This is a genomic window from Exiguobacterium sp. USCH10, assembly GCF_037619445.1.
Lineage (GTDB): Bacteria > Bacillota > Bacilli > Exiguobacteriales > Exiguobacteriaceae > Exiguobacterium > Exiguobacterium aestuarii_A.
In genome coordinates, this window is the sequence record NZ_JAQPZO010000002.1 from 424,546 (window position 1) to 442,007 (window position 17,462).

General features: G+C 47.1%; 19 protein-coding genes. 8 read left to right on the forward strand and 11 right to left on the reverse strand.

Annotated elements, in window-relative coordinates; translation table 11 throughout:
- Positions 1-117: 117 nt before the first annotated feature.
- A complete protein-coding gene (locus tag PQI28_RS06740) occupies positions 118-1,191 on the reverse strand; it encodes a M42 family metallopeptidase (protein WP_214782140.1) in 1,074 nt (357 codons plus the stop codon).
- Between the two features lie 138 nt (positions 1,192-1,329).
- On the opposite strand from PQI28_RS06740, the gene PQI28_RS06745 reads away from it, so the two are divergent.
- From PQI28_RS06745 to dhaM, 4 genes are all read left to right on the forward strand, one after another.
- On the forward strand, positions 1,330-1,632 hold the full coding sequence (locus PQI28_RS06745) for a PepSY domain-containing protein (RefSeq protein WP_012726763.1): 303 nt from the start codon (positions 1,330-1,332) through the stop codon (positions 1,630-1,632).
- A gap of 102 nt (positions 1,633-1,734) precedes the next feature.
- Positions 1,735-2,712 carry a dihydroxyacetone kinase subunit DhaK gene (gene dhaK / locus PQI28_RS06750; RefSeq protein ID WP_214693331.1) on the forward strand — a complete coding sequence of 326 codons (978 nt, stop codon included), beginning with the start codon at positions 1,735-1,737 and terminating at the stop codon, positions 2,710-2,712.
- A gap of 19 nt (positions 2,713-2,731) precedes the next feature.
- Complete coding sequence (dhaL, locus tag PQI28_RS06755) at positions 2,732-3,322, forward strand: dihydroxyacetone kinase subunit DhaL (protein ID WP_214746384.1); 591 nt, start codon at positions 2,732-2,734, stop codon at positions 3,320-3,322.
- Positions 3,323-3,332: 10 nt separating this feature from the next.
- Positions 3,333-3,683 carry a dihydroxyacetone kinase phosphoryl donor subunit DhaM gene (gene dhaM / locus PQI28_RS06760; protein ID WP_445236749.1) on the forward strand — a complete coding sequence of 117 codons (351 nt, stop codon included), beginning with the start codon at positions 3,333-3,335 and terminating at the stop codon, positions 3,681-3,683.
- Positions 3,684-3,720: 37 nt separating this feature from the next.
- On the opposite strand, the gene PQI28_RS06765 is transcribed toward dhaM, so the two are convergent.
- Both PQI28_RS06765 and trmB read right to left on the reverse strand, forming a co-directional pair.
- The gene (locus PQI28_RS06765; protein WP_251125541.1) at positions 3,721-4,230 is read right to left on the reverse strand and encodes a hypothetical protein; all 510 of its coding nucleotides are present in this window, start codon (positions 4,228-4,230) and stop codon (positions 3,721-3,723) included.
- 105 nt (positions 4,231-4,335) lie between these two features.
- Positions 4,336-4,983, reverse strand: a complete 648-nt coding sequence (trmB, locus tag PQI28_RS06770) for a tRNA (guanosine(46)-N7)-methyltransferase TrmB (RefSeq protein ID WP_074033469.1) — start codon at positions 4,981-4,983, stop codon at positions 4,336-4,338.
- A gap of 138 nt (positions 4,984-5,121) precedes the next feature.
- Between trmB and PQI28_RS15615 the strand changes: the two genes are divergently transcribed.
- Positions 5,122-5,232: a hypothetical protein gene (locus PQI28_RS15615; protein ID WP_012726769.1), complete on the forward strand. Its 111-nt coding sequence runs from the start codon at positions 5,122-5,124 to the stop codon at positions 5,230-5,232.
- 36 nt (positions 5,233-5,268) lie between these two features.
- Here PQI28_RS15615 and PQI28_RS06775 read toward each other — a convergent pair whose 3' ends face one another.
- The 6 genes from PQI28_RS06775 to pepV are packed head-to-tail and all read right to left on the reverse strand — an operon-like array spanning position 5,269 to position 12,287.
- Positions 5,269-6,063: a phosphotransferase family protein gene (locus PQI28_RS06775; protein WP_214693342.1), complete on the reverse strand. Its 795-nt coding sequence runs from the start codon at positions 6,061-6,063 to the stop codon at positions 5,269-5,271.
- A gap of 49 nt (positions 6,064-6,112) precedes the next feature.
- The gene (gene pulA, locus PQI28_RS06780) at positions 6,113-8,278 is read right to left on the reverse strand and encodes a type I pullulanase (protein WP_339962806.1); all 2,166 of its coding nucleotides are present in this window, start codon (positions 8,276-8,278) and stop codon (positions 6,113-6,115) included.
- A gap of 19 nt (positions 8,279-8,297) precedes the next feature.
- Positions 8,298-9,137, reverse strand: a complete 840-nt coding sequence (locus PQI28_RS06785; protein WP_339962807.1) for a hypothetical protein — start codon at positions 9,135-9,137, stop codon at positions 8,298-8,300.
- On the reverse strand, positions 9,107-9,682 hold the full coding sequence (gene thpR / locus PQI28_RS06790; protein ID WP_337874805.1) for an RNA 2',3'-cyclic phosphodiesterase: 576 nt from the start codon (positions 9,680-9,682) through the stop codon (positions 9,107-9,109). Before thpR ends, PQI28_RS06785 begins: the two co-directional genes overlap by 31 nt.
- Positions 9,683-9,687: 5 nt before the next feature.
- Positions 9,688-10,839, reverse strand: coding sequence for an MFS transporter (locus tag PQI28_RS06795; protein WP_214782126.1), 1,152 nt, complete (start codon positions 10,837-10,839; stop codon positions 9,688-9,690).
- Between the two features lie 59 nt (positions 10,840-10,898).
- Entirely contained in the window at positions 10,899-12,287 is a 1,389-nt protein-coding gene (gene pepV / locus PQI28_RS06800) for a dipeptidase PepV (RefSeq protein ID WP_445236750.1), read from the reverse strand.
- A gap of 308 nt (positions 12,288-12,595) precedes the next feature.
- On the opposite strand from pepV, the gene PQI28_RS06805 reads away from it, so the two are divergent.
- Both PQI28_RS06805 and PQI28_RS06810 read left to right on the forward strand, forming a co-directional pair.
- Entirely contained in the window at positions 12,596-12,817 is a 222-nt protein-coding gene (locus PQI28_RS06805) for a DeoR family transcriptional regulator (protein WP_074033475.1), read from the forward strand.
- 103 nt (positions 12,818-12,920) lie between these two features.
- The gene (locus tag PQI28_RS06810; protein ID WP_339962810.1) at positions 12,921-13,547 is read left to right on the forward strand and encodes a DUF3885 domain-containing protein; all 627 of its coding nucleotides are present in this window, start codon (positions 12,921-12,923) and stop codon (positions 13,545-13,547) included.
- Positions 13,548-13,618: 71 nt separating this feature from the next.
- Here the strand turns inward: PQI28_RS06810 and PQI28_RS06815 are convergent, their stop codons facing one another.
- A complete protein-coding gene (locus PQI28_RS06815; RefSeq protein WP_339962811.1) occupies positions 13,619-14,329 on the reverse strand; it encodes a pseudouridine synthase in 711 nt (236 codons plus the stop codon).
- Positions 14,329-16,026 (reverse strand): putative polysaccharide biosynthesis protein, encoded by a 1,698-nt coding sequence (locus PQI28_RS06820; protein WP_214746358.1) that lies wholly within the window; start codon positions 16,024-16,026, stop codon positions 14,329-14,331. Before PQI28_RS06820 ends, PQI28_RS06815 begins: the two co-directional genes overlap by 1 nt.
- A 143-nt stretch (positions 16,027-16,169) precedes the next feature.
- Here PQI28_RS06820 and PQI28_RS06825 point away from each other — a divergent pair, with 143 nt between their 5' ends.
- Positions 16,170-17,435, forward strand: a complete 1,266-nt coding sequence (locus PQI28_RS06825; protein WP_339962812.1) for an NAD(P)/FAD-dependent oxidoreductase — start codon at positions 16,170-16,172, stop codon at positions 17,433-17,435.
- Positions 17,436-17,462 lie beyond the last annotated feature (27 nt).

Below are 17,462 nucleotides of genomic sequence, written 5' to 3' on the forward strand. Positions count from 1 at the left end.
CACAAGTAAAAAATATGTATAAACACCTCTATCAGTATAAGGCGTTTTCTTGAAATAGCAAGAACATCTACACAAAAAAACCGTCCACTCAACATCATGAGTGAACGGCATGTACGTTTAGCGAGACGGACGGAGTGTTTCAAGCGTCGAACGGTCAAGTCGTTTGACCAACGCTTTCAGTAATGCTTTCGCCGCATCGTAGTCGTCTGTATGAAGAATCGAAGCATGTGTATGAATGTAGCGTGATGCGACACCAATAACGGCTGTCGGTACACCTTCTCCACTCATATGCACGCGTCCAGCATCCGTACCGCCTGGCGAGACGAAATACTGCGTCTTAATATTTTCATCAGAAGCCGTGTCGAGCAAGAAGTCACGCATTTCAGGCGACATGACCATGACCCGGTCTAAAATTCGAATCAAGGCACCCTCACCGAGTTGTCCAAACTCCGTCTTACTTCCAGATGCATCGTTCGCCGGTGAAGCATCGAGTACGAGTGCCACATCTGGCTGAATCAATTCAGATGCCGTCTGCGCTCCACGTAGTCCAACTTCTTCTTGTACGGTAGCACCCGAGAACAAGATGTTCGGGTGATCTGCTTTTGTCGTCTCTTCTAACAATTCGACAGCCAGACCGACACCGTAACGGTTGTCCCATGCTTTCGCCATAATTTTTTTCGGGTGATGGAGTGGTGTAAAAGCGCTCGATGGTACTGCAGGAACACCCGGACGCACTCCCCATGATTCTGCTTCTTCTTTTGAATCGGCACCGATATCGATGAACATTTGTTTGATGTCCATCGGTTTACTCATCGCGTCTGGTCCGAGTAAGTGAGGCGGTGTCGAAGCGACGACACCTGGGATTTTCCCGTTCGAAGTGATGATGTCAAAACGTTGTGCCATGAGCACTTGGCTCCACCATCCGCCGAGCGGTTGTATGTATAACATGCCATTCTCCGTGATGCGTGTCACCATGAAGGCAACCTCATCCATGTGACCGGCCACCATTACTTTAGGTCCCGCTTCGTCCCCGACACGTTTCCCAAAAATTGATCCGATGCCATCTGTGACGATTTCATCTGAGTGTGGTTCAATTCGTTCACGTACGAACTGACGAACTTCTGACTCGAACCCAGGAGCACCTGGTAGTTCTGTTAACGTCTTAAATAAATCTCTCGTCTTTTGATCCATCTTTTATCATCCCTTCCTAACCGTTCTTGTCTCATTATATACAAAAGTTTTGATAGGATGCGAATGCTTTTCATTCCATTCGGGTACAGGTTTTGGTACGATGTACATGATAGCCATAGTTCAAGGGGAGGTAGTCATATGAAAAAAAGGTATTGGTTTATTGGAATCGGGGTTGCCGTCATTGCCGCACTTATGACGAAAAAGGCTTTAGATGAACGTAGCTTATCTGCAGAAAACGCGTTGGAATACACGAAACGTGCTTTCTCAGCGAAAGGTCATGTCCAAGGGGCATGGATCTCTGCATCACCTGAGATTTACACGTATGACGGTCGTGAATACGATGTCTACAAAGGTGGAATCTCAGTTCTAGAGAATGACGAAGAAAAAACGTATGAGTTCACAGTCGACTCTGAGACTGGCGCTTTACTCGAATATGCATGACACGAAACCGACGAATGATTCGTCGGTTTTTTTGTTTAGTTACAGCGAAAGAGTGGAAAATTGAAATTGGTAGTTTTCAATTTAAAAAAGGAGTGATCTCGCGTGAAAAAGCTAATCGGTGAGGCAAGTGAACTCGTGTCGCAAATGGTAGAAGGAATGGTCCATGCCCATCCTGAACTGTACGGTCGTGTCGAAGGATTCAATGTCATCTGTCGGGCGAACGGTGCAAAATCCGGTAAGGTCGGGCTCGTCTCGGGTGGTGGTAGCGGACACGAACCGGCACACGCCGGTTATGTCGGAGACGGCATGCTCGATGCGGCAGTTTGCGGGGAAGTCTTTACATCCCCTACTCCGGACATGGTGCTTGAAGGAATCAAAGCAGCTGACGGTGGCAACGGTGTCTTGTTGATCGTCAAAAATTATTCGGGGGATGTCATGAACTTCGAACTCGCCGCCGAATTGGCTGAAGGAGACGGGATTAAAGTCGACCATGTTGTCGTCGCTGATGACGTCGCGATTTCAAACAAGGAAGACCGTCGTGGTGTTGCCGGTACCGTCTTCGTTCATAAAATCGCAGGTGCCGCTGCAGCAAGCGGTAAATCACTTGAGGAAGTTAAATCGATTGCGGAAAAAGTCGCATCACACGTCCGCTCAATGGGGATGGCGGTAGAGCCTTGCTACATGCCAGTGAGTGGAAAGCCTGGTTTTGACTTGAACGAGGAAGAGATGGAAATCGGGATTGGGATTCACGGGGAGCGCGGTGTCGAACGTAAACCAACGAGCGATGTCGACCAAATCGTCGATGACCTTCTCAGTCATTTGAAAAAAGAAGTTGAGCCTGGCGAAGTCGCCGTCATGGTAAATGGAATGGGTGGGACTCCATTGTCCGAACTATATGTGACGTATCATTTCGTCGCGCAAAAACTCGAAGCTGCTGGATATACGCTGAAACGGAAATATGTCGGTAACTACATGACGTCACTCGAGATGCACGGATTCTCGATTACCCTGTTACCGCTTGATGATGAGATGACCACTTATCTAGATGCTCCATCGGAAGCACTTGGATTTAAACTTTGATGAATGAGGTGTTTGTTTTATGTTGACGATTGATCGGATGAAGCAAGCGTTACGCGACACACAAGTCGGGATTGAAGACCAAAAAGACACACTGACAGATTTAGACCGTGCCATCGGGGATGGAGATCACGGGATTAACATGTCCCGTGGTTTCGACGCGGTCTCTTCCATTTTAGATGAGGAGTATGACTCTCTCGGTGCGCTCAGTAAAAAAGTAGGCATGACTCTGATGTCGAAAGTAGGCGGTGCGGCTGGTCCATTATATGGTTCTGCTTTCGTCAAGATGGCGACCAAGTTCGGGGATGCGACCGAAGCTGACTTTGACCTTCTCAAAGAAGCACTCCAAGAAGGTTCAAATTCGATTAAAGCGCGAGGAAAGTCAGAAGTCGGTCAGAAAACGATGGTCGACGTTTGGGACCCGTTCCTCGAACATGTGAAACAAGGGGACGACTACAAACAACAGTTGGACGAACTTGTGCAAAAAACGGAAGATATGGTGGCGACGAAAGGTCGAGCTTCCTACTTCGGTGAAAATTCGCGTGGGACGGTCGACCCGGGTGCCCTCTCCAGTTCGATTCTGTTAGCCGCGATTATGAAGGAGGTCGATTGACATCGTTGAATTGATTATCGTCTCGCACAGTGCAAAAATTGCGGAAGGGATTCAAGATCTCATGAAAGAGATGGCGCCATCCGTCCCTATCCATCTAGCCGGCGGTCTCGAAGACGGTTCGATTGGAACAGACGTCACGCGCATCTTGGAGGCACTCGACCAAGTCGAAGGGGAAGCGCTTCTTCTCAGCGATATCGGTTCGGCGACGATGAACGCCGAACTTGCCATCGACATGTACGAAGGAAGTAAAGAGGTCGCATTTTTCGACGGTCCGATTGTCGAAAGTGCATTCATCGCTTCGGTTTCCTCAGGAAACGACATGTCTCTCACAGACATCGTCGACCAGTTGAAGCAACAATGAAAACACCCCGTTCAAGAGAACGGGGTGTTTTTATGTCTTAACGTGGGTTGTCATTCTTTTCATATACGGCATTCATATATGAGCTTGTTGAATAGAAACGTGGTACGACCAAGAACAAAATGAGTGCTGGAATCGCAATCAATAGAAGCAATACCAATACCGGCAACCAGTAGACAATTTTTTGACCGAGCATATCGATGTTCGCATCTGCGAATTCGGCTGCTCCTTCAACTTCTACGAGGTCTGCTGATGAAAGGATTTTGTTGTCTGTCGCATCAAAGTAATGGTACTCGGTTTTACGTGTGATGAAGATCCCATCACGAATCGTATCGAGTTCTACGACAGCCGCGATCACTTCGTTACCATTTGAATGGCGAAGCGTCTCTTCTTTGATGATTTCAGCTGTTCCTTCTTTATAATCGTAATGCGTCGCTTTCAAATCCTCTTCGAGTGCGTCTAAGAACGCTTCGTTCGCTGAGGTATTCATTGGTGCGATTGTTAGAATGAAGATTACTGCAAGCAGGCTTGCCCATGCTTTTTTCAACATCCCCATGTTCCCCCTTCTCTTATTCCAGTTTAGCGTCATTCCTATTGTACCAAGAAGAAAGAAAAAAGTGTGAAGAAAATACTATTAAAATAAGAAAAAAGCGTGTCAATTTTTCGGACGGAATACAGCTTCCATTCGATAAATCGGCTGACCGAGCGCACTGAAGCGCTCTTCATACTCTGTTCGAATATTATCTTCCGGTTCATTTACATGCAAATCAAGTGAAATTTCTGTGAAGAACATCCCGTATTGACTCATGCTTTGAAGAGAATATTCAAAAAGTCCGCGGTTGTCTGTCTTGAAATGAATCTCCCCTGCTTTCGGAAGAATCGCTTCATATGTCGCTAAAAATGTCTTGTACGTCAAGCGACGTTTCGCATGGCGTGTTTTCGGCCACGGGTCTGAGAAGTTTAAGTATACGCGGTCGACTTCTCCAGCTTCAAAATATTCGACGAGTCGCTTCGCATCAACCGTCAGTACTCTCACGTTCGGCATCGGCGTCTCGACGAGCTTTTGAACGATTGAGACAGCTACGCTTTCAAATAGTTCGATTGCGATAAAATTCACGTCCGGGTGCTGTTTCGCCATCCCTAAAATGAATTGTCCTTTCCCTGAACCGACCTCGATAAAGAGTGGGTGGTCATTGCCGAACTCGGCGTCCCACTTCCCTTTTAATTGTTCAGGATGTTGAATAAATACGTGTTCTTGAGCTTCCATATATTCTTTTGCCCAAGGCTTATGTCGTAAACGCATGAAAATCCTACCTTTCGTTCATCAAATGTTCAAGTTTAATGGGAATATGCACGTTCCGTACGAGCAGTCCTCTTGCGATTATACACGAAATCATAGTTTAATGAACGTGAATCATCCTTCACAAGGAGGTTAGATACGATGAGTACATTAGATCAATTCTTAATTTTTTATGCGGCTCCACTTACGTTTTTCGCAGGCGTCATCGCAACGTTCGTTTGGGCTTACTTCATGAATCCAGACGACATCTAAACACATTCAAAAAGGGGTGGCACTCAGCCATCCCTTTTAATTGATTCGTTCATACGCCTCATCGATCAATTCGCGCAGTACATGAAAACCTTCTGTTCGTGCTGCATCGTTTCGTTCCCCATAAATCGTTAAAATCGTTTGGGCAATCGCATACCAATGCATTCGATTATGAAGCTCACTCGAAATTTCGACCCCATAATGCGTGAACCAACGCTCCCATTCCGTCTCTTCAACATAGCTATAGACTACCATCGCCAAATCAAAGGCACGGTCCGCGATGATCGCATCGTCCCAATCCGTCAAATAGAGAAGACCGTTTTCATCTTCAATCCAATTGTTGTGATTTAAATCAGAGTGGCATACGACGAACTCTTGCTCGTCGACTTTAGGCAAATGGTGTTTTAACCATTGAATCGCCTCTCCGATCGTAGGATCTGTCTCATCTTGTTCGTATGCCTCACACTGATGAAGCAACAAGTGCGGCGTCACCGGTGTGTGATTTAATTGTTGTAACATGAATAATAGCTCTTTCGAATCATGAATCTTTCCGAGTTGTGCCGCGACATCTGGTCGCTTCATATCTTCTGGTGAAAGTTCGCGGCTCTCAATGAATTGTTGGGCACTTAATACGTCCCCGTTAAACATCCGCTTTGTCCAAAGAAGTTTCGGAACAATTCCTTCCGCTGAAAGAATCGCCAAGAATGGAGAAGAATTCCGTTTCACAAAAATCTTCTGTTGGCGCGTCGTCGCTACATACGCTTCGCCCGTAATACCTCCGGCAGAAGCGACTGTCCACTCTTTACCGAGCGCACCGACTATATCTGAATACATATTCATCACGCTCAAATCTTACTTGAATTAAAGAGATACAATCAACATCTTAACACGCGAGAATCGTCATTGACAACGACTCGACTTGAATGTGTGACGGGTTTCTTTCGATTGGGACGAGGCTTGCCGTTTCACCCTGAACGTAGACGTTCCATTTCGCATCGCTCTCGAATGACAGTTTTTCGAACGTTCCATTAATATATACGCGTACCCGCTGCCAAGCGTCATACGAGTGGCTCGCCGTCAGTTCATAAATGATGACGCCCGGCGGCGACGGCAGGAATGTGAAATGGTCGATGACTTCCTGACGTGAATCGTAACGGAAGCATGTATGCAGTCGTCGCAGTTTCAATAGCGTCTTCACATACTCGATCTCACTGATTCGCGCATCGCGTAAGTCCCAATCGAAATGATTGATGTGGTCTGGTGAATTATAGCTATTCTCCACGCCATGTTTCGTTCGACCGAACTCTTGACCCGCGTGGATAAATGGGATCCCTTGAGACGTGATAACGACCGCATTGGCGAGTCGCTGCATTGCGAGGCGAGTCGCTTCATCAACCCCTTCACACGACAACTGTAATTTGTCATAAATCGTATAATTGTCATGGGCTTCGGCATAGTTGATTGAATACGTCGGACTCGGGAAACGTCCGACCGTCACGTTCGGGATATGGACGGCCCCGGTCAGACATTCACGGAGCTCCCATTCTCGCCATTCATTTCCTGAAATGAATCCACGTTCTCGGTCATTGAAGGTCGAGCCTTTTAGAGCATCTCGAATCATATCGTTAAAGTGTCCGATACGAGGCATTCGGGCTGCATTTTGCGAAGTCGCCTTCAAGGACTGTCCGAGAGGTGTCGCCAAGTCCCACCCTTCTCCATACACAAGGATGGACGGGTCAACTTTATCAAGGGCGGCTCGCACCTGATTCATCGTCTCGACGTCATGAATCCCCATCAAGTCGAAACGGAATCCGTCCACTCGATAAGTTGTCGCAAAGTATGAGACGAAGTCGACAATCATTCGCCGCATCATATAACGTTCCGATGCCGTATCATTCCCGACACCGGTCCCGTTTGCGACCGTTCCGTCATGCTCATAACGAAAATAATAATAAGGAACGAGAGCCTCGAGCGGAGAATGCTCACGAATATAGATGTGATTCATCACGACGTCTGTGACGACACGGAGACCTGACCGATGAAGATCCGCGACAAGTGACGCGTACTCGAATACCCGACTCATCGGAACATCCGGGCTAGAGGCGTAACTTCCTTCAAGGCTGAACCAATGAATCGGGTCGTAACCCCAGTTATACGGCATTCGTGTCGCTTCATCGACACTTCCGAAATCATGAACGGGTAACAATTGGACATGGGTCACGCCGAGTTCTTTTATATAATCAAGTCCTGCACTGTGACCGTCTTTCGTCTGAACTCCTTTTTCGCTTATCCCTCCGTATAGACCTTTCAGTTGGCTCAACGATGAGGGATGGCTTGTGAAGTCTCGGATGTGCAGTTCATAGATGACGGCATCGGTCGCTTTCCAAAGAGGTGGACGCGGAGCTTGTTCGACTTGTTCATTCACAAATCGTTCCACGTCCATCAATACCCCAAACTCTCCGTTCAAGCTAACGGCTCTTGCATAAGGGTCAACGACTTGTCTCGTATCGACGGGTGTCTTTACTTCTAAACGATATAGCATCCCTTCGAACGCTTTTGGCACTTCTCCATTCCACTCTCCACGAGAACCGCGATGCATATGGAAGCGTTCGAGTTCACGGTGGTTCATGTCGTCATGGACGGTAATCCACATCGAGAGTGCGACAGGCGACCATACGGTCACTTCCATCCCGTGTGGTGTAAATGACACACCGAGTGGTCCATCATATGAGAACCGACGCTCGAACTCTTCGGAGCGTACAATTTCTCGTGGAACGATGACCGTCGTCTTTTGTCCCGGATGAAACACCGTATACATCATCTCTAAAGAAATAGGTTCATATAGTCGCAGAATTTGTTCAATCATCCCTGATTCGGTCACATGTTGTTGTTCAATCATGTAGTCAATCTGGCGTCCATTCTGTTCGATTTGTACTGGAACGGATTCATATTCGCGCACAATCTCAAGTTGTATGGTCTCAAATGATACGAAAGACGCGCTCTCAATCGTTACATGCGAGGCAGTCTTTTGATCTGGTGTGTGATGCATATGCGTCCCTTCCTCTCAATCACTGATCCATAAATTGACGAAATGGCATCTTGGCTGTCACTTCTAACAATGTAGCGACATCACGGACTTGCTGCGCTTTTACAATCGGTGCGCGCCCATTCACTTGTTTCATCCATTCTTTATAATCATTTCGTCCCACATAATGCGTCGTTCGAACGCTCGGAACGTTATCAAAATAACCATCTGCTGCAATGACGACCTTTTGAAGGACACCCGCATAGTTCGGTACAATTTGTCGAACAAGTTCTTCGGTGCGTGTCAACGCAATGAGCGGGTTCACTACACGAGTATTTTCCCCTTTCAGCGGTTGATGAACCCACGTCTTCTCTTTCGATATGTGATAGATGCTTCTGTCTCCCTCGAGCCACTCTATGATATAGAGATGCGTCGGACCGACAAGGACATGACTTAATTCAACGGTCGCACCGTTCCACTCAATGACGGGACGATAAAAGAAGAAGTGTCGTTCATTCCATTCGGAACGCATCACGCGATATGCAAAATCTCTCGTGAATGCCAAATGTGGTAAATCTGCCTCAAGTACCCCTTCACAAGCAAATTGCAGTTTTTGAATGTGTCGGCGCTCTCGAAGTAATTTCTGATACTGTGATTCGGCGAGGGGTTTCGGTTCTAGTTCAATCCGTTCCGACTTCGCCCAAAATTTCCACCACGGCCGATCGATCTCAAGCACTTCGACCGGACTCAGTCGATTGTTTTCATGAAGACGCTGCAATCGGGCCGTATCGGATTCTACATATTCTAAATAGCGATTGTATTGATCTAATACATCACGTTCATATTTTGAGATTACGTCAAAAATTTTAACCGGGATTGCCATATGTCCTCCTCTGGCCGTCTTAACGGAAATACTTCAATCGCCCTATAGGACGGAGTATGATTCGGCTGCACTTCATACAGGATCACTTCTTCCACCGACTCGGTTACGTTGAACTCGGGTGGGACGTAAGCAATCCGTTCCCCCTTGTCCCATTTTTTTGCGAGAGTGACATGAGGGACGAATGTTTTTCGGTCTAAATTCGGAATCAATGCGACGAGCTCTTGACGCAGCGCCGTCGCAAATCGCTGAAGAGCATCTGACGCATCAGGTACAATCGTCAACACGCGTGGACGGTCCGCTCTCCCGAAATGGTCGATGGCATGAAACGTCAACGTGAACGGAAGGGTTTCTTGACTGATTCTTCTAGTGATTTCTTTCACTTCATCCAGCTCTTCACCATCGATCCCCCCTAAAAATTGTATCGTCAAATGAAACTCGTCCGGTCGATAAATTCGCCGATACGAGTAATACGGTAAGATGGCTTGTTGCACAGCGGCGAGTTCGGCCGCTTCGATTGGAATCGCAATAAAATAATGCGTGCTCATCTGATTCATCCTTTCAGTGCGCGACGTGACAGTCCAATCCAAATCACTGCCCCGATTGCCGTGACGATCGTATACATCCAAAATACGCCGATGATGTCATCGAGTTCGATGATTGTACCACTCAACTTGTTGAATCCCGCTGTCGCAAGTCCCGAAGTCAACGCCATGTAAACACCGATTGCCGTTGAAGAGACTTGACGGTCGACAAGTTTCCGGACGAACTGAAGCGCGACCGGAATTAAAAGTCCGACGACGAGACCTTGTGCAATCGCCAGAAGCCAAACGACCCAAATGGGCGGCTCCAATGCAAGGATTCCATTTCGCATGGCCGAGATGGCTGCCGCCCCGACGAGTACCGGGACACTGCCGAAGCGTTCTACAAATTGTGATGCCACTTTCATGAAGGGAATTTCAAACAAAACCGCGACGAGGAATAGTGTTCCGACGAGCGTCGTCGATCCCCCGCTACTTGTCACGTACAATCCAAAATAATAGTTGTTCGCATAAATTGGTCCGAAGACGAGCATACCCCCGAGCAGAAAGAATAAGAAGGACTTATTCCATACAGCTGTCCATGAAATCGGAGCTAACGTGACGTCACGAATCGAGCTCTTTTCCGGAATCATTCGGACAAACACACTTCCGAGGATAAGTAAGACGGCACTTAATACGAACGTACTAGCAAGGCCCCACGTCGTATCGGAAATCCACCCCATCGCAAACACCGCGATGGCAAAACCTGCCGACCCATATAGACGAATTGCACCGTAGTCTACTTTGGAACGGACTGTATAGTCGAGTGTCATCATATCGACGAGCGGAATGTGTGCACATTGGAACACCGACCAGATGACCATGAGCACCACGATCCATACGTAAGAAGTCGCCACTAAAAAAGTAAACGAAATGAGGGCTGCGCTTAACATCGCTAACATGAGCCACGCCTTCACCCGCCCGGTGCGATCGGTCAACATTCCCCAAAGTGGTTGTACACCAATCGAAAGAATGGGAAGAATGGCCACGATATTTCCGACCTGACTAGGACTCAGTCCGAATTGATCTTGTGAAAAATATAAAGCCATGTAAGGGATCAATGCCCCTTGTGCGAAGAAAATGGCGACGTACACAGATTGAAACAATCTTTTTTGCGAATTCAATGATAACTTCCTTCCTAAAGGACAGAGAGCCGACTACATCAGTCAGCTCTCCATAGTTCTTATTTAGCGAGCTCGTAAATCGCTTCAGCATAAATCGCTGCTGCGCGTAATAAATCTTCTATCTCCATATATTCATCGACCTGATGCGCTACATCTTTAGCGCCTGGGAACAATGCACCGAATGCGACCCCCGCCTCGAGTGAACGGGCGTAAGTTCCCCCACCGATTGCCATCAAGTTCGCATGCTCCCCCGTCTGACGTTCGTACACACTAGCGAGCGTTTTCACGAGCGGGTGATCTTCAGCTACGTGATGCGGTGGCATATGTTGACGCGTCTTCAGTTCAAAACCGAACGACAACGCGATTTCACGTAGGTTTTGTAACCGCTCTTCAAACTTCGCCGTATAAGGGTAACGAATGTTAACCGTTGCCGTGCGCTCGTCATCGTTGTAACGGAACACACCACCATTGATCGTCAAATCACCTGTCTCGTCACTTGCCTCAATCCCGAGCGAAATCCCACGAGAATCTGCAAATACGTGACGAACAAGTTCAATATAGCGTTCCCCTTGAATATCGAGAGGCAGGTGCAACAGGAATCCAGCGAGGACATAGGCGGCGTTGATCCCGTTGTCCGGCTCCATTGCGTGCGCCGCTTTCCCTTTCATCGTGAACGTATATGTGCCACGGTCATAAACGCACGTCCCGTCCGCTTCATACTTTTCAAGATAAGCCTCGAATTTTTCTTCGAGTACCTCGTCTGTCTTCAATTCAGCTTTCGCGAAGTCCGGCACCATATTCGGACGCTCTCCACTCGTGAATGAGAGAAGGTGATACGCCGACTCTGGTGCGCGTTGAATCGGAAGTTGTGTCAATACACCGTCATATAGCCCTTTCTCCGCGTTAATGATTGGGAAGTCCGCGTCTGGTGCAAAGCCGTATGTCGGCATCTGTTCTTGTTTAAAATATTCGCGGACACAGCGCCATTCGCTCTCCTCGTCGCAACCTGCGATCAGGCGGACACGTTTCGAGAGCGGTAACCCGAGTTCTTTTACGATCCGTAAACCATAGTAAGCAGCCATCGATGGTCCTTTATCATCATTGCTTCCACGAGCGACGATTTTTCCGTCCGAGGTAATCGTCGGATTGAACGCACCATACGTCCACCCTTCGCCTGCAGGAACGACGTCAAGGTGACATAAGATCCCGACGATGTCCTCACCATCCCCATACTCCAAATGTCCTGCAAATCCACCGACGTCTTTCGTTTTAAAGCCATCTCGCTCACCAATCTCAAACATGTAATCGAGCGCTTTTCGAACCTCTGGTCCGAATGGCATGTTCGGTGCAGCTTTTGATTCATCGAGCACGCTAGGGATTTGTAGTAATCCTTTTAAATCTTCTAAAAATGCATCTTTACGATTGTCGACTTCTTGTCTCCAATTCATGTTCATCTCCCCTTTTGCGAATGTTCTCTCCCTTACTAGTATATCCAAATGAATGAAAGACGAACATTCATTTAGAAAAGTTTTTTTCGTTCGTGTTTGACCTCGTTTTAAATACAAAAAAACAATCTTCATTCGATATTTACGTTCATAATCAAATCTTTACAAACAGATTGTTCGTGCTTTCTACTTGCATTTTTGTACAGGAGCGGTATACTAAAGGTGTAATTTTAGAAAATAACAATTTTATATTTCATTTTGTCGTCTGTAGGTATGGTTTATCATTATTCTACACATTGGGAGGTTATCCAATGAAAGGCTCAACAGATCGGATGTTAACGCGCATCAAGTCCATTTATTTGTTCATCAATGAAAGGGAGACAGTTACCACTTCAGAACTAGTAGAAGAGTTCGGCATCACGTCGCGCACTGTGCAACGTGATTTGAACGTACTTGAGTACAATAATCTTGTGGAGAGCCCTAGCCGTGGCACGTGGACTTCATCGAAACGTTCACTCAAGACGGCAAATTGAAACGTATATGTAGATTCAAGAGACCTGACATTCAGGTCTCTTTTTTATGAATGAAGGTCTCGTGGTTTTAGATTGTATCAATTGTTCAAGATGAGGTGATGATGTGAAAGAAGAAATAATGAAGTATATAGATGACAGTTTTCCAAACTTATCTGGAGAAGTCCATCTAAGATTCGAACTCGGCGAACCGTATAAAAACGGAACAGATGAGAGAATAGAGCAAGTAGTTGCGAGAGTGACAACATTGTTCGAGGAAGTGTTTCAATCTGATGATTACATCCATATCTTTATCAAGGATTGGAACGAAACAGAGGACATCATGTTCGGGAATACCACTCCCGAATATTTGTATGGTTTATTCATGAAGCAACAGATTGAAGAAGAAACGTTATTCGAATTAAATGAAGATATAGACGAAAAAACAGGGGGAATTATAGAAATCAAACATGAATATAAAGCGAAATTCGTATCCTCGCAGATAAAGTCAATCCCTTACGAGAAAATCCTTAGAGGTATAGGAAATTACGAGCAAGGAAGAGACCCTTCGATTGGACAAACTGTATACTTTATAAGCACCGAAAAGAACATCGTTTTTTATATGTACGATGATCGAGGTTGTATCATAAGTTCAAATGAAGTTGAACCACTTGTCCTTTTGTATCATAAATATAACGATTGGTTGGTTGACTCTTGGCGTGATGATTTTGATGACATTTTCAAAAAGATATGATCGAAAATCAGAGCTTTTTACGCAAAAAAGAGAATCCGTCCCATCGGACAGATTCTCTCTCACCTCATTAATTATTGGAGAAACAGTTGAACTTCTTCTTCCGTCAACTCACGATATGCCCCGAGCTCAAGCGTCTCATCGAGTTCTAGCTCCCCGATTTGAACACGCTCTAATCGCTCGACGTGTTTGCCTACCGCCGCGACCATTCGTTTCACTTGGTGATATTTCCCCTCAGACAACGTGAGACGAATGACCGACCGACGCCCGCTCCGACTCAAAATCTCGAGTCGGGCCGGTTTCGTCGTATATCCATCCTCTAATTCGACGCCGTTCGCGAATGCCTTGATGTCGTCCACGGTCATCTCCCCATCGACTTCGGCGATATACACCTTGTCGACATGTTTACGAGGTGACATGAGCGCATGATTGAACGCACCATCGTTTGTGATGAGGAGAAGGCCCGTCGTATCTTTATCGAGCCGTCCGACCGGGAAAAGGTCGTAATGGGCATACTCCGGATCAATCAACTCGATGACCGTCGTCTTGACTTGATCTTCCGTCGCACTAATGACCCCTTCCGGCTTGTTCATCATGAAATAGATGTAGGGCCGATATTCAACGACTTCCCCGAACACGGTGACCCGTTCTGATTCTGGGTTAACGTGCTGTTTCGCATCTTTTACAGGGACATCATCGACTCGTACTGCCCCTTGTTTTAATAGGATTTTTACATCTTTTCGTGAACCATATCCCATGTTCGATAGTAATTTATCAATTCGCATTATCCGTTCCTCCGATATTCAAAGCGTTTCCCTAATAATTTCCCTGCAAGATGGCTGCGCCAGCCGAGATATCCGTATACGAGAATCCCGACAATGACACCGACGATTGTCGCAAAGATATCATTTCCCCAACTCGCTTCATCTTGCAACGTGACGAGAAGGGAAAGGTAAACAGCCGCAAACATCGCCGCCCCCATCAAGAACATTAAGATGGTCCGACGAAGCAATTGCTTATACGGGAAGTGAAGAGAGCGCTGAATCATCCATACCATGAGCACAATCGCCACAATGTATCCAGCAATCGTCGCATAACCCGCACCGATACCACCAAGCCAATAGACGAACGGTACGTTCAGGGCGAGTTTCGCCAACAGACCCATCGATGTAGCAAAGATGGTGAAGTACTGGCGGTTAATCCCTTGGAGGATCGCAGCCGCAACCGAGTAATAGGCTAAGAAGAAAGCACTCGGTGCATAATGAAGTAAATACACCCATCCTTCACGGTCTCCCGGAAACAACGTCCCAAACAGCGGCTCCGCGAGAGCCACGAGACCGATGACAGCAGGAATTGTCACGAAGAACGAGACTTGGAAAATATGATTGACTTGATTTCGTACCTTCAGCATATCTCCTGTCGTGAAGGAACGGGTCACGAGCGGGATGGTCGCCATCGAGACACTCGCCGCAATCGACACGGGGATCAATACAATTTTATGTGCGTTTCCGGTTAAGAATCCATAGGCCGAAGTCGCTTCGGATACGGTCGCACCCGAACTGAGTAACGTATTGACCATCGTCAACTGATCAATCAGCTGATAGAGAGGGGTCGATACCCCGACCATCACGATTGGGATCGAGTAGCTGAGCAACTCGAGTAACAACGACTTCATCGAACGGACAGGTGTGCCCGCTGGATTATCTGTCTGACGATGGATGTCTTTTCGACGCTTCCAGTACATCATGAGTACGACGAAACTACCGATTGCCCCAACAAAAGCACTGAACGTCGCAATCGTGACGGCAATGACTTTCAATCCATTCAGTTCAGTCGTCTCGACGGATTGCGTTCCCCCAAGAGCGTTCGCGATTGGTCGAATGAAGTCAGAGTCCGCAAAGACGAACAAGACGAGCATCGTCCCGCTGAGAAGGAATAGAATGCGCACGATCTGTTCGACGACTTGTGAGATTGCCGTCGGAGCCATGTCTTGATGTCCTTGGAAATAACCACGAACCATACTCATCGCTGGGATGAGTAGTAACGCAAAACTGACGCTTCTCGTCACGAGTGTGAGCGAGTCAATGTATTGCTGATTGTTCTCCGAATTTCGGACCATCAGCTCGGATAGCCATGGTGCCGCAAAAAAGAGTAATAAAAAAGCGACGACACCGGTCGCAAGCATCAGCTTCATTCCTTGTCGGAACAATCGTTGACTCGTTCCGTACTCTCCTAGCGCATTGTATTTGGCGATAAATTTCGAGACGGCAACAGGAATCCCTGCCGTCGATATGGAGATCATGATTGCGTAATACGTATATGCAGCTTGATACAACGTCACTCCGGCAATCCCGACCATCGCTTGGAACGGGAATGTATACAACAGCCCTAACATCCGGGAAATCAAGTTTCCCGCTGATAAAAGAAGCGTTCCTTTGACGAAGGAGGCTCTTCCAGAATCTTGTTTGGCGCTTGATGACATGAGGCACCTCCATCTATAAATCAACTATTCATATGAATTCGGTTTTACAAAACAACCGCTTCTCATTATACTCTTACTGTTACGGATAATAAAGTTACGATAATTTTACTAATCATATAGATGAAGAAATGAGGAGATTTTACATGAAGGATGTCATCGTCATCGGCGGAGGTCCAAGCGGACTTATGGCCACGTATGCGGCTGCAAATAGCGGCGCATCGACCTTGTTAATTGATAAAGGGTCTAAACTCGGTCGGAAATTAGCGATTTCAGGTGGAGGGCGTTGTAACGTCACGAACCGAAAACCAATCGATGAATTGATTCAGTTCATCCCTGGGAATGGCCGCTTTTTATATAGCGCCCTCGCTCAGTTCGACAACCAATCGATCATCGACCTGTTCACAGGATTCGGCATCCCGCTGAAAGAAGAGGACAACGGGCGCATGTTCCCAGTGACCGATAAGGCACAAGACGTGGTCAACACGTTGCTTCGTGCGATTGAAGACCTCGGTGTCGAGATTCGAAAAAAAGCAGAAGTTAAAACGCTACATTTTAATGAAGAAAACGAGTTTCACGCGGTCGAGCTGATGGACGGAGAAATGATTGAAGCAAAAGCTTGTGTCGTCGCGGTCGGCGGACAATCCGTGCCTCACACTGGTTCGACGGGTGATGGTTATCCGTGGGCACAGAAAGCCGGGCATACGATCACGGAGCTATTTCCGACAGAGGTGCCGATCAAGTTGAACGATTCGTTCATCGGAACAAAACAACTTCAAGGACTATCGTTACGTGACGTCGCGTTGACGGTGCACGGCAAAAAAGGAAAAGCTATCAAGACGCACCAAGGCGACATGATCTTTACCCATTTCGGGATTTCAGGTCCAATCGCACTCCGTTGCAGTCAGTACACGATTAAAGAACGGAAACGCAGCAAAGAACAAGTCGTCCTCCTATCACTCGACTTCTTCCCGGACACGTCACGAGATGCGCTCGTCCAGGAATTGTGGAACCAAGTACAGGGTCAACCGAAGCGTGCCGTCAAAAACGTATGGAAAGGCTATATCCCCGAGCGACTTCTTGACTTGTTGCTAGAAGAACTCACATTTGGCGAAGAAGACGCGAGTCAGTTGAAGAAGCAATCCGTCATTGATTTCGCAACGCGTTTAAAAATGTTCGAGATGCACGCCGTCGGGACGCTCGACTTTGACAAAGCGTTCGTCACAGGTGGTGGCGTTTCGGTTAAGGAAGTTGCGCCACAGACGATGATGTCGAAGAAGGCACCAGGTCTCTTCTTTGCCGGTGAAGTGCTCGACATTCATGGATACACAGGCGGCTACAACATCACGGCCGCTTTCACGACAGGACATTGCGCCGGATCGCACGCAGCTGCACTGGCCACAGAGCGGTAAAAGCATTGTTTATAAAGCAATGGCACA

What these genes read in the sequence shown, in the direction of transcription:
- pepV (WP_445236750.1), bottom strand. Translation starts at nt 12,287, where the DNA reads ATGAATTGGAGACAAGAAGTCGACAATCGTAAAGATGCATTTTTAGAA.
- PQI28_RS06740 (WP_214782140.1), bottom strand. Translation starts at nt 1,191, where the DNA reads ATGGATCAAAAGACGAGAGATTTATTTAAGACGTTAACAGAACTACCA.
- dhaL (WP_214746384.1), top strand. Translation starts at nt 2,732, where the DNA reads ATGTTGACGATTGATCGGATGAAGCAAGCGTTACGCGACACACAAGTC.
- PQI28_RS06775 (WP_214693342.1), bottom strand. Translation starts at nt 6,063, where the DNA reads ATGTATTCAGATATAGTCGGTGCGCTCGGTAAAGAGTGGACAGTCGCT.
- PQI28_RS06805 (WP_074033475.1), top strand. Translation starts at nt 12,596, where the DNA reads ATGAAAGGCTCAACAGATCGGATGTTAACGCGCATCAAGTCCATTTAT.
- pulA (WP_339962806.1), bottom strand. Translation starts at nt 8,278, where the DNA reads ATGCATCACACACCAGATCAAAAGACTGCCTCGCATGTAACGATTGAG.
- PQI28_RS06820 (WP_214746358.1), bottom strand. Translation starts at nt 16,026, where the DNA reads ATGTCATCAAGCGCCAAACAAGATTCTGGAAGAGCCTCCTTCGTCAAA.
- PQI28_RS06765 (WP_251125541.1), bottom strand. Translation starts at nt 4,230, where the DNA reads ATGTTGAAAAAAGCATGGGCAAGCCTGCTTGCAGTAATCTTCATTCTA.
- PQI28_RS06745 (WP_012726763.1), top strand. Translation starts at nt 1,330, where the DNA reads ATGAAAAAAAGGTATTGGTTTATTGGAATCGGGGTTGCCGTCATTGCC.
- PQI28_RS06815 (WP_339962811.1), bottom strand. Translation starts at nt 14,329, where the DNA reads ATGCGAATTGATAAATTACTATCGAACATGGGATATGGTTCACGAAAA.
- thpR (WP_337874805.1), bottom strand. Translation starts at nt 9,682, where the DNA reads ATGAGCACGCATTATTTTATTGCGATTCCAATCGAAGCGGCCGAACTC.
- PQI28_RS06825 (WP_339962812.1), top strand. Translation starts at nt 16,170, where the DNA reads ATGAAGGATGTCATCGTCATCGGCGGAGGTCCAAGCGGACTTATGGCC.
- trmB (WP_074033469.1), bottom strand. Translation starts at nt 4,983, where the DNA reads ATGCGTTTACGACATAAGCCTTGGGCAAAAGAATATATGGAAGCTCAA.
- PQI28_RS15615 (WP_012726769.1), top strand. Translation starts at nt 5,122, where the DNA reads ATGAGTACATTAGATCAATTCTTAATTTTTTATGCGGCTCCACTTACG.
- PQI28_RS06785 (WP_339962807.1), bottom strand. Translation starts at nt 9,137, where the DNA reads ATGGCAATCCCGGTTAAAATTTTTGACGTAATCTCAAAATATGAACGT.